This is a genomic window from Acinetobacter sp. B51(2017), assembly GCF_003711395.1.
Taxonomy (GTDB): domain Bacteria; phylum Pseudomonadota; class Gammaproteobacteria; order Pseudomonadales; family Moraxellaceae; genus Acinetobacter.
This window is the reverse complement of sequence record NZ_PJRJ01000008.1, coordinates 93,451-110,197: the sequence shown is the minus strand read 5'-3', so window position 1 is coordinate 110,197 and position 16,747 is coordinate 93,451. Positions and strand designations below refer to the sequence as shown.

Annotated in this window: 12 protein-coding genes and 4 tRNA genes; 8 read left to right on the top strand and 8 right to left on the bottom strand. The window is 40.0% G+C overall.

Annotation, left to right across the window (positions count from 1 at the left end; genetic code table 11):
* Window positions 1-57: 57 nt before the first annotated feature.
* The 5 genes from CYK47_RS05825 to CYK47_RS05805 all read right to left on the bottom strand — a co-directional run bounded on the left by CYK47_RS05825 (window position 58) and on the right by CYK47_RS05805 (window position 1,417).
* Window positions 58-143: transfer RNA gene (locus CYK47_RS05825), tRNA-Leu, on the bottom strand.
* 68 nt (window positions 144-211) lie between these two features.
* Window positions 212-297 (bottom strand) — tRNA-Leu (locus CYK47_RS05820).
* Between the two features lie 110 nt (window positions 298-407).
* Window positions 408-1,130, bottom strand: a complete 723-nt coding sequence (locus CYK47_RS05815) for a hypothetical protein (protein WP_122899804.1) — start codon at window positions 1,128-1,130, stop codon at window positions 408-410.
* Between the two features lie 116 nt (window positions 1,131-1,246).
* Window positions 1,247-1,332, bottom strand: a tRNA-Leu gene (locus CYK47_RS05810).
* Window positions 1,333-1,343: 11 nt separating this feature from the next.
* Window positions 1,344-1,417 (bottom strand) — tRNA-Cys (locus tag CYK47_RS05805).
* Window positions 1,418-1,571: 154 nt separating this feature from the next.
* Between CYK47_RS05805 and folD the strand changes: the two genes are divergently transcribed.
* Window positions 1,572-2,420, top strand: a complete 849-nt coding sequence (folD, locus tag CYK47_RS05800; RefSeq protein WP_122899802.1) for a bifunctional methylenetetrahydrofolate dehydrogenase/methenyltetrahydrofolate cyclohydrolase FolD — start codon at window positions 1,572-1,574, stop codon at window positions 2,418-2,420.
* A gap of 218 nt (window positions 2,421-2,638) precedes the next feature.
* A complete protein-coding gene (locus tag CYK47_RS05795) occupies window positions 2,639-3,307 on the top strand; it encodes a class I SAM-dependent methyltransferase (RefSeq protein ID WP_122899815.1) in 669 nt (222 codons plus the stop codon).
* Between the two features lie 27 nt (window positions 3,308-3,334).
* Here the strand turns inward: CYK47_RS05795 and CYK47_RS05790 are convergent, their stop codons facing one another.
* Complete coding sequence (locus tag CYK47_RS05790; RefSeq protein WP_122899800.1) at window positions 3,335-3,763, bottom strand: hypothetical protein; 429 nt, start codon at window positions 3,761-3,763, stop codon at window positions 3,335-3,337.
* A gap of 807 nt (window positions 3,764-4,570) precedes the next feature.
* Window positions 4,571-6,400 carry a phosphoenolpyruvate carboxykinase (GTP) gene (locus CYK47_RS05785; RefSeq protein WP_122899798.1) on the bottom strand — a complete coding sequence of 610 codons (1,830 nt, stop codon included), beginning with the start codon at window positions 6,398-6,400 and terminating at the stop codon, window positions 4,571-4,573.
* Between the two features lie 413 nt (window positions 6,401-6,813).
* Between CYK47_RS05785 and CYK47_RS05780 the strand changes: the two genes are divergently transcribed.
* From CYK47_RS05780 to groL, 4 genes are all read left to right on the top strand, one after another.
* Window positions 6,814-7,749, top strand: coding sequence for a diacylglycerol/lipid kinase family protein (locus tag CYK47_RS05780; RefSeq protein ID WP_122899796.1), 936 nt, complete (start codon window positions 6,814-6,816; stop codon window positions 7,747-7,749).
* Window positions 7,730-8,506 (top strand): metallophosphoesterase family protein, encoded by a 777-nt coding sequence (locus tag CYK47_RS05775; RefSeq protein ID WP_122899794.1) that lies wholly within the window; start codon window positions 7,730-7,732, stop codon window positions 8,504-8,506. Before CYK47_RS05780 ends, CYK47_RS05775 begins: the two co-directional genes overlap by 20 nt.
* A 180-nt stretch (window positions 8,507-8,686) precedes the next feature.
* On the top strand, window positions 8,687-8,977 hold the full coding sequence (locus CYK47_RS05770; protein WP_067729023.1) for a co-chaperone GroES: 291 nt from the start codon (window positions 8,687-8,689) through the stop codon (window positions 8,975-8,977).
* A gap of 50 nt (window positions 8,978-9,027) precedes the next feature.
* On the top strand, window positions 9,028-10,662 hold the full coding sequence (gene groL, locus CYK47_RS05765; protein WP_122899792.1) for a chaperonin GroEL: 1,635 nt from the start codon (window positions 9,028-9,030) through the stop codon (window positions 10,660-10,662).
* A 343-nt stretch (window positions 10,663-11,005) separates the two neighbouring features.
* Here groL and CYK47_RS05760 read toward each other — a convergent pair whose 3' ends face one another.
* The gene (locus CYK47_RS05760) at window positions 11,006-11,389 is read right to left on the bottom strand and encodes a hypothetical protein (RefSeq protein ID WP_122899790.1); all 384 of its coding nucleotides are present in this window, start codon (window positions 11,387-11,389) and stop codon (window positions 11,006-11,008) included.
* A 559-nt stretch (window positions 11,390-11,948) separates the two neighbouring features.
* Here CYK47_RS05760 and CYK47_RS05755 point away from each other — a divergent pair.
* Both CYK47_RS05755 and CYK47_RS05750 read left to right on the top strand, forming a co-directional pair.
* Window positions 11,949-13,229, top strand: a complete 1,281-nt coding sequence (locus CYK47_RS05755) for a YadA C-terminal domain-containing protein (RefSeq protein WP_122899788.1) — start codon at window positions 11,949-11,951, stop codon at window positions 13,227-13,229.
* 406 nt (window positions 13,230-13,635) lie between these two features.
* Window positions 13,636-16,722, top strand: a complete 3,087-nt coding sequence (locus CYK47_RS05750; RefSeq protein ID WP_122899785.1) for a multidrug efflux RND transporter permease subunit — start codon at window positions 13,636-13,638, stop codon at window positions 16,720-16,722.
* Window positions 16,723-16,747 lie beyond the last annotated feature (25 nt).

Here is a 16,747-nt window from a genome sequence, read left to right as displayed (position 1 = left end):
CATAAAAAAACCAGCGCTAGGCTGGGAATTTTATTGCACCATTCTTTAAGTTAAGAATGGTGCCCGAGGCCAGACTCGAACTGGCACGCTTTGTGGGCGGGGGATTTTAAATCCCCTGTGTCTACCGATTTCACCACTCGGGCTTTTAGTTCAATTGTTTGCTAAAGACTTAAAAAGTTTTTAACGCACCATTTTAACGAACTAATTAAAATGGTGCCCGAGGCCAGACTCGAACTGGCACGCTTTGTGGGCGGGGGATTTTAAATCCCCTGTGTCTACCGATTTCACCACTCGGGCATGAGCGCAATAATAAAGAACTAATTTTTATATGGCAAGCATTGTTTTGATTATTTGCTATATTTTTAAGCAAATCATGTGTTTGTGTTTAATAAAAATACAAATCTGCCTTACATTAAGCTATCTAAGTATTTTTCGATATCGGTATGTTTTACCTTTTTGCAAAATTCATGCTCGTATTTATAGAGCTGTAAATGCAGGGTGAGATAATATTGCAGTTGAATACTTTGTAATTTAGCTTCTTTACTGCCTTTTTTCATCAAGCGATAACGCCATTTGGCCCAAATTGTTTGCTTATAGCTCCAAAAGCTAGCACGACGAATTTGTTGTAGAGCATAGTAGTCTTGTGCTGTGCTTTCTTCACGGAAAAGATTTTCTTTATAAAAGCGAATAAAACCAAAACTAATTGCAAAAAACAGCAATACGCCTTGTAAAAACACACTATTTAAATAAGCAATATTGAGCGCTTGTAAAATAATTACCGCAGCCAATTTAATCGGAGCGTGTTTTTGCTGTTGGTAAAAAGAATGTGAGCTATGTTTGGCTTGTTTTAAAATCAAGGGTACATACAGCATAAATAGCAACATCAAAGTTAAACTGGCAAAATGCACAGCTTGATCGGCATTACCTAAATGACTAATTAAATCTTTTAAAATAAAATGGCTCGGAATAAAGATCATTGCTGCCAAGAGCCAAGGCAAGAGTTCTTTTAACTCGTCGAGCATGCCTTTTGTTTTAAGTGCGCTATAAAATAAAATATTACCACGCAGCGCTTTTGGATGTTTAGCTTCTAGCTCTTGTAAATATTGCGAGATTTTTTGATCAGACCGCATAGTGTCCAACTGAAACGAGAAAAATAATGTTTTAATATAATCGATTTATAAATTTTAGGCATAAAAAAACCAGCGCTAGGCTGGGAATTTTATTGCACCATTCTTTAAGTTAAGAATGGTGCCCGAGGCCAGACTCGAACTGGCACGCTTTGTGGGCGGGGGATTTTAAATCCCCTGTGTCTACCGATTTCACCACTCGGGCTTTAACAAGATTGGAGGCGGAGGTCGGAATCGAACCGGCGTACACGGAGTTGCAGTCCGCTGCATGACCACTCTGCCACCCCGCCACGTCTTGTTGATGCGTATATTAGCAGGGTCAGAAAAAAACGCAATAGGGTATATGACTCAAACGCTTATAAAATATACATATAGTGAAAAAAAAGCTAAAATATCATGTATTATGTGCGAAATTGATTCATATCAACACTTGGGAGAAGTGCCGTGGCATTAGTTTTAGATGGTCGTGCATTGGCAAAGCAAATTGAAGCTGACTTATTAACTCGCGTAGAAGCGTTAAAAGCAAAGTCAGGTCGTACTCCAATCCTTGCGACTATTTTGGTCGGTGACGATGGTGCATCTGCAACTTATGTACGTATGAAAGGGAATGCTTGCCGCCGTGTCGGTATGGATTCATTAAAAGTTGAATTGCCAAAAGAAACGACGACTGAACAATTATTGGCTGAAATTGCAAAATTAAATGCCAATCCTGATGTTCACGGTATTTTGTTACAGCATCCAGTGCCTGCACAAATTGATGAACGTGCATGTTTTGATGCCATTGCACTTGAAAAAGATGTCGATGGTGTAACTTGTCTTGGCTACGGTCGTATGGCGATGGGTGAAGCAGCGTATGGTTCTGCAACACCTGCAGGCATCATGACTATTCTTAAAGAAAACAACATCGAAATCGCAGGTAAACATGCGGTTGTTGTGGGTCGTTCTGCAATTTTGGGTAAACCAATGGCAGCAATGCTGCTTGAAGCCAATGCAACCGTTACGATTTGCCACTCACGTACCCAAGACCTTGCAAGCTTTGTTAAACAAGCCGATATCATTGTGGGTGCAGTAGGTAAAGCAGAATTAATCCAAAAAGATTGGATTAAACCAAGCGCAGTTGTGGTAGATGCTGGCTTCCATCCGCGTGATGGCGGTGGTGTAGGTGATATTCAACTGGTGGGTATTGAAGACATCGCTTCTGCGTATACCCCGGTTCCAGGTGGTGTAGGCCCAATGACCATTACCACGTTAATTCGTCAGACTGTTGAAGCGGCTGAAAAAGCTTTAGGTTAATTCAATCCTCCCTAATCCTCCTTTTTTAAAGAAGGGAATGTCTAAATTTTCCCTCTTTTTAAAGAGGGGGTAGGGGAGATTATAAGACTTTTTGCTCACTCTCTTGCGCTTCGATTTAAATGCAGTGCTTTAAATCTCGCTTAGGAGAGGGAGTTCTCATTTGAATTTAATCTCTGTTGTTCACATCAAATTTTACCTATACGAAAAATAAAAAACCCATGAGCTGCACTTTTCAATTTCCCCAAGCCCCTGAACATTTACTAAAAGCCTTACATGATGTGATTCCATATTGTGAACTCCATGCGCAGCAATTGCCTGATACCCCAATTTCTCTGTGGTTAATTCCGCCAGTCTTTCCAACCGATACGCTGGATGATGAAGTCATTCGTCGTATTTGGAATGATACGCCATATTGGATTTTCTGCTGGGCATCAGGTTTAGCTATGGCACAATGGTTATTGGCAGAGCCACAGCATGTTAAAGATAAAGTGGTGTTAGATTTTGGTGCGGGTTCAGGTGTAGTGGCGATTGCAGCGAAAATGGCAGGGGCAAAACGTGTCATTTGCTGTGATATCGATCAAGTGAGTCTAGATGCGTGCCGTGCCAATGCTGAATTGAATCATGTTGAGCTTGAATATCTCGATGATTTATATAAAGCCCAGCAAGTCGATATTTTATTGGCCGCAGATGTGCTGTATGACCAATGTAATCGTTTCTTTTTAGATGAATTTTTAAAATTTGCACCCGAGGTTTGGGTAGCAGATAGTCGAGTCAAAAACTTTAGTCATCCGAAGTATGAAAAGCTGGATGAGCGAAGTGCGACAACATGGCCAGATTTGGATGAATCGCCTGAATTTCGCAATGTCAGCTTTTATAAGACGCTGTAATAGCGTCTTAAAGCGCTGTTATCGTTTTTATAGGCTACATGTATAGCGTATCACTTGTAAGGTACTTGGGCGTGCTTCTAGAGCTTGTAGAGTGGCGTAATTTTGCTGGCTATGTAGGTCTTGGGTATTGCTGAATGCAAATTGGGCTCGTGTATTGCCAATTTGGTGTCCAAACTGATCTGTATCCTGCTTAGGATTGGCAATCTCATGCATACTCAGCACTTTAATTTGGTAATTATTATTGTGGCCAAGCACTTTTTGGCAAGCTGCATGTAGCTTTTGCTGATCTAAGGGCTGATTTTGGCGACTTGCTAAAGTGTAGGCTAAAGTTGCACTATTATCGCTTTGTGCTTCAATACTATAGCCTGTGATGCCGTTATAGCTACGTGGAGTGGTTTGACAAGCGGTGAGCAAAATGAGCGCAGATAATGCAGCGAATTTATAGATATTGTGCATAAAGTCTTCCATTTATTGTGGATTATAGGCTGTTGCATCATAAAGAAAAAGCGCTCGATTTGGGCGGTTTTTTACATCTGTTACACAACAAGAGTTTAACTGTCGGTAGTCATCGAATGTTTCTGAGTATCTTTTATAAAGAATATACATGATTAATGAAATCCTTATCATCCAACTAACATATTTCATGCCCAGCTTTTTTAAAGCTTAATGCCAGCAGTTCTGCTGTACCTGCAAATAAGTTGTTGGCAAGCGTATAAGGAAGTACCACGCCTACTATTGACTAAGGCATTAATCACGGCATAACCAGAGATCATGAACCTACCGATACACAGTATAAAGGCAGTGGTTGGGCTGCTAATAACTTAACTATATCATTGTCTTGTGGAAAAAATGCCGGGCAAAATGCAGCGTAACAGCTACATAAATATACTATTCGATTAAGTGACCTGCCGATTCCACAATAAGTGACTTTCCCCGTGTGTGGCGCTGGGGTTTAACGTATGAATTCTTCTCGAATCATTGAGATTAATGATCCATGACCCTCAGCATGGCTATGAACAATTAATATTATTGTGGCTCTGTTATAAATGGTTTTTTGAATGAGACATGAGGGATAAATGCGCTGAGTACGCAAATTATTGATAATAAAACCATTAAAGTTGAATAAGATTTAAGAATTTATTGGGATGTTAAATAATTTGGTATTGTTTTAGGGTGTAGATTCCCTCATCAGTGACAGTTTTTGTATTGTGTTGGTGCATAAAAAAAGGCCGCTTAAAGCGACCTTTTTTTGTCAATCCACGATTAAGCAGATTTAACAGCAGCGATTAATTCTGCTTGACGTTTTTTCAACGCTTCTGGCATACGATCGCCTAATTTTTCGAACAATTCAGTGTGGCTTTCAAGTTCTTTGATCCATTGATCTTTGTCTTGAGAAGTCACAAGGTCAAATTGCTCTTTAGTAAAGTCAGAACCTGTCCAGTTTAACTGTTCGTAAGTTGGAACTAAACCAATTGGTGTTTCAACTGCAGTTGCACGGCCTTCACAACGGTCAATGATCCATTCAAGAACACGCATGTTTTGACCGAAACCAGGCCATACGAAGTTGCCTTCAGCATCACGACGGAACCAGTTCACGTTGTAGATACCAGGAAGTTTGTTGCCAGCAGCAGCAGCTTTCGCACCAACTTGCTCGCCCATTTCTAACCAGTGCGTGAAGTAATCCGCCATGTTGTAACCAGCGAATGGAAGCATCGCGAACGGGTCACGACGTACCACACCTTGTTGGCCAACAGCAGCAGCAGTGGTTTCAGAGCCCATTGTCGCAGCTTTATAAACACCATCCACCCAGTCAAATGCTTCTGAAATTAGAGGCACAGTGTCCGCACGACGACCACCGAAGATGAACGCAGAAATTGGAACACCTGCTGGATTTTCCCAGTCAGCATCGATAGAAGGACATTGACCTGCTGAAACTGTGAAGCGGGCATTTGGATGAGCTGCTTTTTCTTCGCCAGTGTGTGGTTGACCTTTCCAGTTGGTTAGGTTTGCAGGTGCTTCTTTAGTTAGACCTTCCCACCATACTTCACCGTTGTCAGTTACAGCAACGTTGGTATAAATCACGTCTTTGTGAAGCGTTGCCATACAGTTTGGATTGGTCTTGGTATTTGTACCAGGTGCTACACCGAAGAAACCAGCTTCTGGGTTGATTGCGTATAGACGACCATCTTCACCTGGTTTGATCCAAGCAATATCGTCACCTACAGTTTCAATCTTCCAACCTTCATAGCCTGCTGGTGGAATCAACATTGCGAAGTTTGTTTTACCACATGCAGATGGGAATGCCGCTGCGATGTAGTGTTTTTCGCCTTGTGGGTTTGTCACGCCAAGGATCAGCATGTGTTCAGCTAACCAACCTTGTTGACGACCCATGTAAGATGCAATACGTAAAGCTAGGCATTTTTTACCAAGCAATGCGTTACCGCCGTAACCAGAACCAAATGACCAGATTTCACGCGTTTCTGGGTAATGAACGATCCATTTGTCTGGGTTACATGGCCAAGCCACGTCTTTTTGACCTTCTTCTAAAGGTGCGCCAACAGTATGTACGCAAGGCACGTATTCACCGTCAGTACCTAAAACGTCATAAACTGCTTTACCCATACGTGCCATTTTAGACATGCTAACAGCAACGTAAGGAGAGTCAGTGAGTTCGATACCAATGTGGGCAATATGAGAACCTAAAGGACCCATAGAGAAAGGTACTACATATAAAGTACGACCTTTCATACAACCGTCAAACAAACCGTTCAGACGCGCACGCATTTCAGCAGGTGCTTCCCAGTTGTTGGTTGCGCCAGCGTCTTCTTTGTTTTCTGAACAAATATAAGTACGACCTTCAACACGAGCAACGTCAGAAGGATCAGAATTCGCAAGGTAAGAACCTGGATGAGTTTCTTGGTTAAGCGCTTGCATTGTGCCGTTAGCGATCATCAAGTCGATATAACGTTGATATTCTTCTGGGCTACCGTCACACCATTCGATTTTTGCAGGTTTGGTTAATTGTGCAATTTCTTCAACCCATGCAATAAGCTTAGGGTGACGAACGAATGCTGGTGCGTTCACTTGGGTCATGGTGAGGCCTATCTCAAATATGTACAAAGTGTACAAAAAGTACAGCTCAAATCTGTGGGAGCACAGAAATTGAACTCAATATGAAAAAAAGTGGCGCTATTAAAGCATAAAATTGCGAAAAAAATAAGACTAAAGCATGATGTTCATTTTTTTGGCTTTAGATTAGATGTTATTTAAAAAATCTATATTAAACAATATGTTACATTAATAAAATCCAAGTTTTTAAAGAATTTATCAGGTTTATGTTGAATATTTATTTTTATTATCTTTTTATTAAACAATAACTTATGATCATTTTTTAAATAAATTTTATGATTGATTAAATAAATGATGCTGATTTGAATTTTACATAAAAGCTGTTTTCTTTATGGTTAAAGTGCTCAAAATGAACACGCTGCAAAAAGGAAAATGGTATGGGGCAAGCATTAATTCCATTATCGATCATCTATAACCAAAAGTCTGGTTTTCATGCAAATCATCAAGAAAGCGTTTATGAAAAAATCATGACGCTGTGGAGCGAGGCAGGTTTTAGCATTCAAAGTTTTGAAATGGGTGAGCATGCACATTTTCAACAGATGATGCAGCATGTATTACAGCGCCATCAGCAACAACCACAAGGCGTGGTCGTGGCAGCAGGCGGAGATGGAACTTTAAATGCTGTCGCAGCTTATCTTATGCATAGCCCAATAAAAATGGGGATTTTACCCTTGGGCACCTTTAATTATGTAGCACGCGTGTTAGGCATTCCTTTGGACTTAACTGAAGCTGCGCAAGTGATTGTTGCGGGGCATACTACTTCGGTGCATGTTGCGCGTTTAAATCAATATATTTATTTAAATAATGCCAGCTTAGGACTATATCCACTTTTTATTGAAAAGCGTGAACGTTATAACGGCTATTGGGGGCGTTTAACCATCAATGCCTACACTTCGGGTTTAGATGTTTTAATTCGTGATCGTAAAGAACTAAAGCTTGAGGTGGATGTAGATGGTCAACGTTATCCAGTAAAAACGCCGTTAGTGTTTTTTGGTAATAATCAATTACAGTTACAAGAGCTCAATCTCAAGATTGCCAAAGATGCCGCACAAGGCAAAGTTGCAGGTGTTGTCGTCGCCAAAAGCGATAAAAAGACCTTATTTAAATTGCTGTGGCAGTTGATCCGTGGTCAATTAGAACGTACGCCCGAGATCTATAGTTTTGCTGCTGATCAAGTGGTCATCCATAGTAAAGCCAAAAAATTGAGCCTTGCCATTGATGGTGAATTAGTTCAAGTGAACCCCCCGTTAAAGATTTGGGTGGATCACGCTGCATTAAAGGTGGTGGTGCCTGATGTTACTGCATCTTTCTGATTTGCACTTTGGTACAGAAAAACCGAGTTGCTTGGCTGCAATTCGAAAGTTTTGTCTAGAGTATCCCATAGAAGCTGTGGTGGTGAGTGGTGATTTGACCCAGCGTGCGCGTTTAAGTCAGTTTTATGCCTGTAAACAGTTTTTAGACAGTTTAAAGCTGCCGTATTTAGTGGTGCCAGGCAATCATGACATTCCGCTTTACGCGCTGTGGCAACGTGCGGTCAAACCTTTTTATACTTATCAATTATTTTTTGGCAGTCTAGAAAGTAGTTTAGAAACCGAGCATTTTTATATTTTAGGTTTAAATAGTATTCGTAGGCGTTACCACACTAAAGGGCATATTTCGGTGGAGCAAATTCAACGTATTGATGCCAAACTTAAAGCAGCACCAGCACATAAATATAAAGTGCTGCTTGCGCATCAGCCATTTTATACGCCGCCACATCATCGCCATGGTGTAAAAGATTGTCCCATTTTAGGCAAAATCGCATTAGAGGCTTGGAGTCAAAACGGTTTAAATGCGTTGTTGCATGGTCATCTACATCAAAGTAGTGTGCATGATCTGAATCAGATTTATCATCTACGTGCCCAGCATCCTGTGCTTGCTATCCAAGCGGGAACCGCAACCTCTTATCGCTTGCATCAAGGTTTGCCTAATAGTTTGAATACCTTATGCGCCAATGGCACTGTGCAGCATTATTATTTTGATGCACTGCGGCAGTGTTTTGTGCAAGGTGTTGCAAATGTTGATGATTAAACAAAATTATGTCTAATGATTAAAAAATAATCAAAAAAATGCATTTTTTTTAATTTTTGCCCTTGAAGCGTTTTTTTCCATCCCCACAACTGAGTCATAGATTTTAATGGCGTTGACTGAAGGAATAAAAAAGTCGAAGTTGACGTCTTTTACTTTAAGACTTATTTGATGGAGTTTTCTATGAGCAACATTCGTCCATTACATGACCGCGTAGTTATCCGTCGTGTTGAAGAAGAAACAAAAACAGCTGGTGGTATTTTACTTCCAGGTTCTGCGGCGGAAAAACCAGCACAAGGCGAAATCATCGCTGTAGGTAATGGTCAAATTACTGACAATGGTGTACGTGCTTTAGATGTTAAAGTGGGCGACAAAGTATTGTTCGGTACTTATGCAGGTACAACTGTAAAAGTTGACGGCGAAGAGCTTTTAATCATGAAAGAATCTGACATCTTAGCGGTTCTTGAAGCTTAATTTGTCCTTTTAATTCAATTTAATAATTTTTAAAGATTTGGAGTTAAAACATGTCAGCTAAAGACGTAAAATTTGGTGATTCAGCTCGTGCGAAAATGATCGCAGGCGTAAACGTACTTGCCGATGCGGTAAAAGTCACTTTAGGTCCTAAAGGCCGTAACGTTGTGATCGACCGTTCTTTCGGTGCACCGCACATCACTAAAGATGGTGTATCTGTTGCTAAAGAAATCACGTTAAAAGATAAATTTGAAAACATGGGCGCACAGCTTGTACGCGAAGTGTCTTCAAAAACCAATGACATCGCAGGTGACGGTACCACAACTGCAACTGTATTGGCTCAAGCGATCTTAAATGAAGGGATCAAATCAGTGACAGCGGGTATGAACCCAATGGATCTTAAGCGTGGTATTGACCTTGCAGTTAAAGCATTGGTTGCTGAAATTAAAGCAACTGCTAAACCTGCATCTGATACCAAAGCGATTGAGCAAGTAGGTTCGATCTCTGCAAACTCTGACACGACTGTAGGCCGTTTAATTGCTGAAGCAATGGAACGTGTGGGTAAAGAAGGCGTGATCACTGTTGAAGAAGGTTCAGGCTTTGAAGATGCTTTGGACGTTGTAGAAGGTATGCAGTTTGATCGTGGTTACATCTCTCCATACTTTGCTAACAAACAAGATACTTTAACTGCTGAACTTGAAAACCCATTCATTCTCTTAGTAGACAAGAAAGTTGGCAATATCCGTGAGTTAATCACTGTATTAGAAGCAGTGGCTAAAACAGGTAAACCACTTCTTATTATTGCTGAAGATGTTGAAGGCGAAGCACTTGCAACTTTAGTTGTGAACAACATGCGCGGCATCATTAAAGTATGTGCAGTAAAAGCACCTGGTTTTGGTGATCGTCGTAAAGCAATGTTACAAGACATCGCGATCTTAACTGGCGGTACAGTGATTTCTGAAGAAATCGGTATGTCTTTAGAGCAAACTTCACTTGAACATTTAGGTACTGCACATAAAGTGACTGTATCTAAAGAAAACACTGTGATTGTGGACGGTGCAGGTGATGCGGCGCAAATCGCTGAGCGTGTAACGCAAATCCGTGCGCAAATCGAAGAATCAACTTCTGAATACGATAAAGAAAAACTGCAAGAACGTGTTGCTAAATTGGCAGGCGGTGTTGCTGTAATCAAAATCGGTGCTGCAACTGAAGTTGAAATGAAAGAGAAAAAAGACCGTGTAGACGACGCACTTCACGCAACTCGTGCTGCGGTTGAAGAAGGTGTTGTTGCTGGTGGTGGTGTGGCACTGGTACGTGCTGCTAAAGCACTTGACGGTGTTAAAGGTGCTAACGATGACCAAAACGTAGGTATTAATATCTTACGCCGTGCCATTGAAGCGCCTTTACGTCAAATCGTAGCAAACTCTGGTGACGAACCATCAGTTGTCATCAATGCGGTGAAAAACGGTGAAGGTAACTTCGGTTACAACGCTGCAACTTCAGAGTATGGCGACATGCTAGAAATGGGTATTCTTGACCCTGCAAAAGTAACGCGTTCTGCTTTAGAACACGCTGCTTCTGTTGCGGGCTTAATGCTAACGACTGAATGCATGATCACTGAAATCCCAGAAGACAAACCTGCAATGCCTGATATGGGCGGCATGGGTGGTATGGGCGGTATGATGTAATTCATCTTCCGATCATCCATTAAAAAAATCCTCGCATAATGCGAGGATTTTTTTGCATAGAACTATATATAAAAAGTTAAATCAGGCTAACTATTGGCTTAGGATGTGTTTTTTATCACAATTTTATTAGTATTTGTTGGTAGTTTATGATAAAAATGATGCTTATTATTTGATCAAGAGTCGATCTTAGTCAGCAATATGAACAATAAAATACAACAATCAGAAATGCTACTCATCCCTAGAGAAGAACTACAACGTTTGTATCGTAAAATTCGTGAATACGAGGAACTTGTGCAACTTTACCAAGAACAACAAAAAAAATATATACAGCTTTTGCAAAAAACTAATGCTTCATAAATTCATCTAATAATTGTTTGAGAATTTGCTTTTGTGAATGGGGCAGCTTTTTAAATTTTAAAAAGAAATCTAAATCTGCATCATTGGATTTTTCCAGCATTGCTTGTGTGGCATGCGTTGCATCTTGATCGCCAAAACGTAACCATTGGTTAGACACATTCAGCCAAATTGACAATACTGCTAGCTTATCTTGATTTGGAATGGCTTTTGCCAATAACCAATTATTTGCCGACTGCACGCTAATCGCTTGACCATCATAGCGGTGGTTGAACTCGGTTGATAAAAAGGTTGGGCTAATTGGATAGCCTGCACGCGTTAACGCTTGTTTTAAGCGTTCTGAAAATAATTGCTTTTCTTGCTGACTGCTCATGTAAAACTGACACAACACATATAGGACTACATTTTATACAAAATACATATTAATCAATATGCACTATTGTACGAGAAAGTTTAACGCTCACTGATTTAAGCGTAGGTTTAGCATAACAAAAAAATAAATTAAAAATGTAGTAATTATATATATGCGATAAAATATTAACATATTGTTAAGGTTTTTTTTAGAGATGAAATTAATTTTTATTAATATAAAACAATATCTTATTTTTTATATATTTTAGTTTTTATTTTATGTTGATCAATGAAAATTTGACCATTTGTTAAAAAGTAACTCGATTAAAAACATGAATTTTACTTTTTTGCATGAATAAAAATGTGAGCTGTTTAACGAAATTTCATAGTAAAAATAAATTATTATTTTATTTTTAAATCAAATTTTGATTGATATGTAAGTTTTTGTTTGATTATTATGTCGGTATCCATCAGCGGATTGTTCGGGTTGCTGCTTGTATAGGCTTTGGCGGTGCCCAACGTTTTACTGGTTTACAAGATCCTAGGGTAAACCAGGCTTTTTATAATAATCGGAGTACATCATGAAAATTAAAACTGCTTTTAAATTGTCGGCGTTAGCGGTAGCCTTTACTACAGCCACTTCTTCTTATTCAATAACCGTGAATAATCAAGATATACCCTCTAGTCCAAATTGGGTAGGCTCTCTTGATTCAGATAAATATCAATATGTTGATGTTGGTTCATCACAAAGTTCAAAATCTTTAGATGGGACATTAGATACTACAGACAAATTGGTTCAAAAATATGAACGAAAAAATGGAGAGGTTTATTATTCGGTTAATGATAAATTAGGTAATAATCAAAATAATAATATAACAACCGATTCGTACTATACGCTTAAGGAAGTGACAAATCCGGACGGTACTATTAATCGTCAATTTGTGACGTATACAGGCCCTACAGATGGAACTTTTACACAGGGTGGTACAGCTTCTGAGTATAAATCAAGTAGTGTAGAGACAGTAGAAACTATTAAGCGTATGGATTCTAATACGGTTAAATATGGGGAAAAAGTTTCTCAATCAAAAGACTCTAGTTTTGAGTTTGCAACAACTACTTCTAGTGGACAAAGTGATCCTTGGCAAATTGAGACCAAAGAACAAAATTTAGATATTTTAGATAATTATGTTGATTTAGGTGTGGTGGGGAAAAATGCTGATGGTCATAATATTTACGGAGTAGTTGCAGAAAAAACCACTTATGATCAAGACGGGAAAGCAATATCTACCGATAAAACTGAATTAACAGCTAATGGTATTTCAACAACAGGCTATGTAAAAGCGGACAGTATTGAAAGCAAGACCTTAGTAACTGACTCAATTAGCTTGGCAGGTAAAGACCTTGCTCAAACTATTATGGATGGTGATGCAGCAACATTAAAATCTGCTCAAGACTTTGCCAAAGCTGAAGATGCCAAAACTTTAACTGCAGCACAAAACTTTGCCAAAGCCGAAGATATTAAAGTACTCACTGATGCTAAAGCATACACAGATACACAGGTTGCTGCATTTCATAATACAACAGCACGTTTAAATAAACGTATTGATGATGTAGAAGAAACTGCTTACCGTGGTATTGCAATTGCCTTAGCAGCACAACAACAAATTCCAAATATTGGCGCAGGCCAGTTTGCAGTATTTGGCGGTGTGGGTCACTATGAAGGTGAATCTGCTGGTGCATTAGGTTTGGCAGGCGTACTTGCTGATGGTCGTACTTCGTTAAGTGCTGCTTTAGGTGCTGCAGGTAATGGTGAGGTTGGTGGTCGTTTAGGTATTGCTTATGTATTTGGCGGTAATCGCTAATCTAAACTACACTTTATAGCTCAAAATCCCTGCATGATGCGGGGATTTTTTATATAAATTTTAGATTAAAAAATAAACTTAGCGCAGTAGGTTATCTCAAAAAGTATAAGATTAATTTATCTTAAAAAAACTACAAGATTGTTGAGTTGAAGCTAAAATTAATTTTTTTATTTGAGTTGGCTTTTTAATCATCTTTTTAGAATCTTCTCGCTTTATCTCATTGTTTCTTTGGTGGTCTAACAGCTTAATTTTTTTAAGTCAGCGTTTAAAGCTCTCGTCATCTTCATGATTTCTTCATAATTGTATCAATACTCAGAAATTGCTTGTGTTTTAGACAAGACACAGACAATATTTATTCTCATTTACCTCTTTATAAGTGCTGTAATCAGCATGTTACAGAATCCTCATGCTCTCTAGATTTTTTATTGAACGACCTATTTTTGCTGGGGTGCTTGCCATTATTGTTATGGCATTTGGTTTATTCGCGGTCATGAGTTTGCCAGTTGAACGTTATCCAGATATTGCACCACCACGCATTACTGTGGCCACCACCTATAGTGGGGCTTCGGCAGAAACAGTAGAAGAAAGTGTTACCCAAGTGCTTGAACAACAAATCAAGGGTTTAGATAACTTATTATATTTTAGCTCCAGTAGTGATTCTTCTGGCCGAGCTCGGATTAGTATTAGTTTTGAAAATGGCACTGATCCTGATACCGCGCAAGTTCAAGTGCAAAATGCCATTAATAGTGCCTTAAATCGCTTACCTGAGGACGTCAAACGTCAGGGGGTAAATGTATTTAAATCGCTGGGGGATACCCATATGGTGATTGGCTTATATGATGAAAGCGCAAAAAGCAGCAATATTGCGTTATCCGATTATATGCTGACCCATTTAGAGCAGGAATTGGCTCGGGTAGATGGTGTCGGTGAAGTGGATGTGTTTGGCTCTCAATACGCCATGCGGATTTGGCTCAATCCACATCAATTACATCAATACAATTTAATGCCAAGTGATATTCGTGCTGCGGTTGAAGCACAAAATACCCAAGTGGCCGCTGGTGCGATTGGCGAATTACCCACAGCCTCAGAGCAATATTTAAATGCCAAAGTCACCTCAGGTAGTCGTTTACGCACGGTCAAAGAATTTGAAGACATAATTTTAAAATCGAGCCAACAAGGTGATTTTGTTTATTTAAAAGATGTAGCACGCATTGAACTGGGGGCAGAAAACTATCAATCCTATAACACCATTAATGGTTATCCATCTGCGGGTATGGGGATTTCTTTATCTTCAGGTGCTAACGCGATTGCCACAGCACAACTGATTGATCAGCAAATTGAGCGCTTAAGAAAGCAATTGCCTGAAGGTTATAAAATTGTTTATCCACGCGATAACACGCCATTTGTCAAAGAATCCATGAAAGAGGTGGTCAAAACCTTATTTGAAGCGATCATTTTGGTGGTGATCGTGATGTTTATCTTTTTGCAAAATTGGCGTGCGACTTTAATTCCCACTATTACTGTGCCTGTGGTGATTTTGGGCACCATGGCAGTTTTATATTTACTGGGCATGAGTATTAACACCTTAACCTTATTTGCCTTAGTGCTGGCGATTGGTTTATTGGTGGATGATGCGATTGTGGTGGTGGAAAATGTCGAGCGTTTAATGCATGAACAAGGCATGAGTGCTAAACAGGCCGCGATTGAATCGATGCAGGAAATTAGTGGTGCTTTGGTTGGGATTACCTTGGTTCTCACCGCTGTATTTATTCCCATGGCATTTTTTGGCGGTTCAACGGGCGTGATTTACCGTCAGTTCTCGATTACGCTGGTCGCCGCCATGAGTTTATCTTTAGCGGTGGCGCTGATTTTAACGCCTGCCTTATGTGCCTTAATTTTAAAACCTAATGTCAAACAAGCCAAATGGGCGTTATGGTTTAACCAGAAATTAGAAAGTTTAAAGCAGCGTTATTTAGCTTTAACCCATTTAACTTTGCAACATAAGCTCATTACTTTCGTGATTTTTTGTGGTTTATTGACAGTTTTTGCTGTGTTTTATCGTGCTTTGCCCACCAGTTTTATTCCCAGTGAAGACCAAGGAATTTTAAGCGTTCAGCTAAAATTACAAGATGGCGCACCGCTGTCTAAAACGCGTGAAGTGGGGGAAGAGATTCGTGAATATTTCTTAAGCCAAGAAAAAGACAATGTCAATTTGGTCATGCTACGTTATGGACGTAACTTCTCAGGTTCTGGTCAGCATTTGGCACAAGGCTTTATTGCCTTAAAACATTGGGATGAACGTCAAGGTACAGAAAATTCTGCACAAGCGATTCGGGAACGTGCTATTGCCCATTTTAGACAGCATCCGAATGCGCAAATTAGCATGATGTTGCCGCCATCTGTCAATGGTTTAGGCCAAACCGATGGATTGAGTTTTTGGCTACGCGATGTTGAGGGGCAAGGGCGGCAATATTTAGATCAACAGTTTACAGGCTTGCAGCAGCAAGCGGCAGCCTATAGCAGCTTTGAAAATTTAGATAAAAAAGCCAATCCTGAAAAAGCTGAACTTAAAGTCAGCATTGACCAAAAGCAAGCCATGGCAGCAGGTTTAACCCAAAATGCGATTAATTCGACCTTAGCAGCTGCATGGGGTGGCAATTATATTAATGACTTTATTGATCGTGGTCGGATCAAGCGAGTGATTATGCAGGGTGATGCAGAGTTTCGAGCGACACCTGATGATCTGGCACAGTGGTCCGTACGCAATAGCAACAACCAAATGGTCGCGTTTAGTCAGTTCTCAAGCTTAAGTTGGACAGGTGGGCCTGAAGTGGTCAATCGTTATATGGGCTATACCGCCTTAGAAATGGAAGCTGATAAAGCTCAAAACAGCAGTACGGGTCAAGCCATGCAAGATATTCAAGCTTTGATCGACAATCTGGGGGGCGTTGATCTGTCTTGGAGCGGCTTGTCTTTTGAAGAACAGCGTTCGAGTAATCAAGCGATGTGGCTGTATTTAATTTCGATTGGCTTTATTTTCTTATGTTTGGCGGCATTGTATGAAAGCTGGTCGATTCCTGCCGCCGTGATGACCGCAATTCCATTGGGTATTGGTGGTAATATGATATTTAGTTATTTGGCAGGTTTTCCAAATGACATTTATTTTCAAATTGCGTTACTGACCACCATTGGCTTGTCATGTAAAAATGCCATCTTAATTGCTGAATTTGCAGCATTGGCACAAGCGCGTGGCGTTCATGTCATTGACGCAGCGATTGAAGGAGCGAGTTTGCGTTTGCGTCCTATCTTAATGACCTCATTGGCTTTTGGGGCAGGGATTGTGCCTTTAGTTTTAGCCAGTGGTGCAGGGGCTGCGAGTCGTCAAGAAATTGGTACGAGCGTATTAGGTGGGGTTGTTTTTGGCACTGTACTGGTGCTGATTTTTATCCCATTTATGTATGTATTGATCCGTTCTAAAGTCAAAGTAAGTTAATTGCATTTAAGAGGAGGCTGCGGCC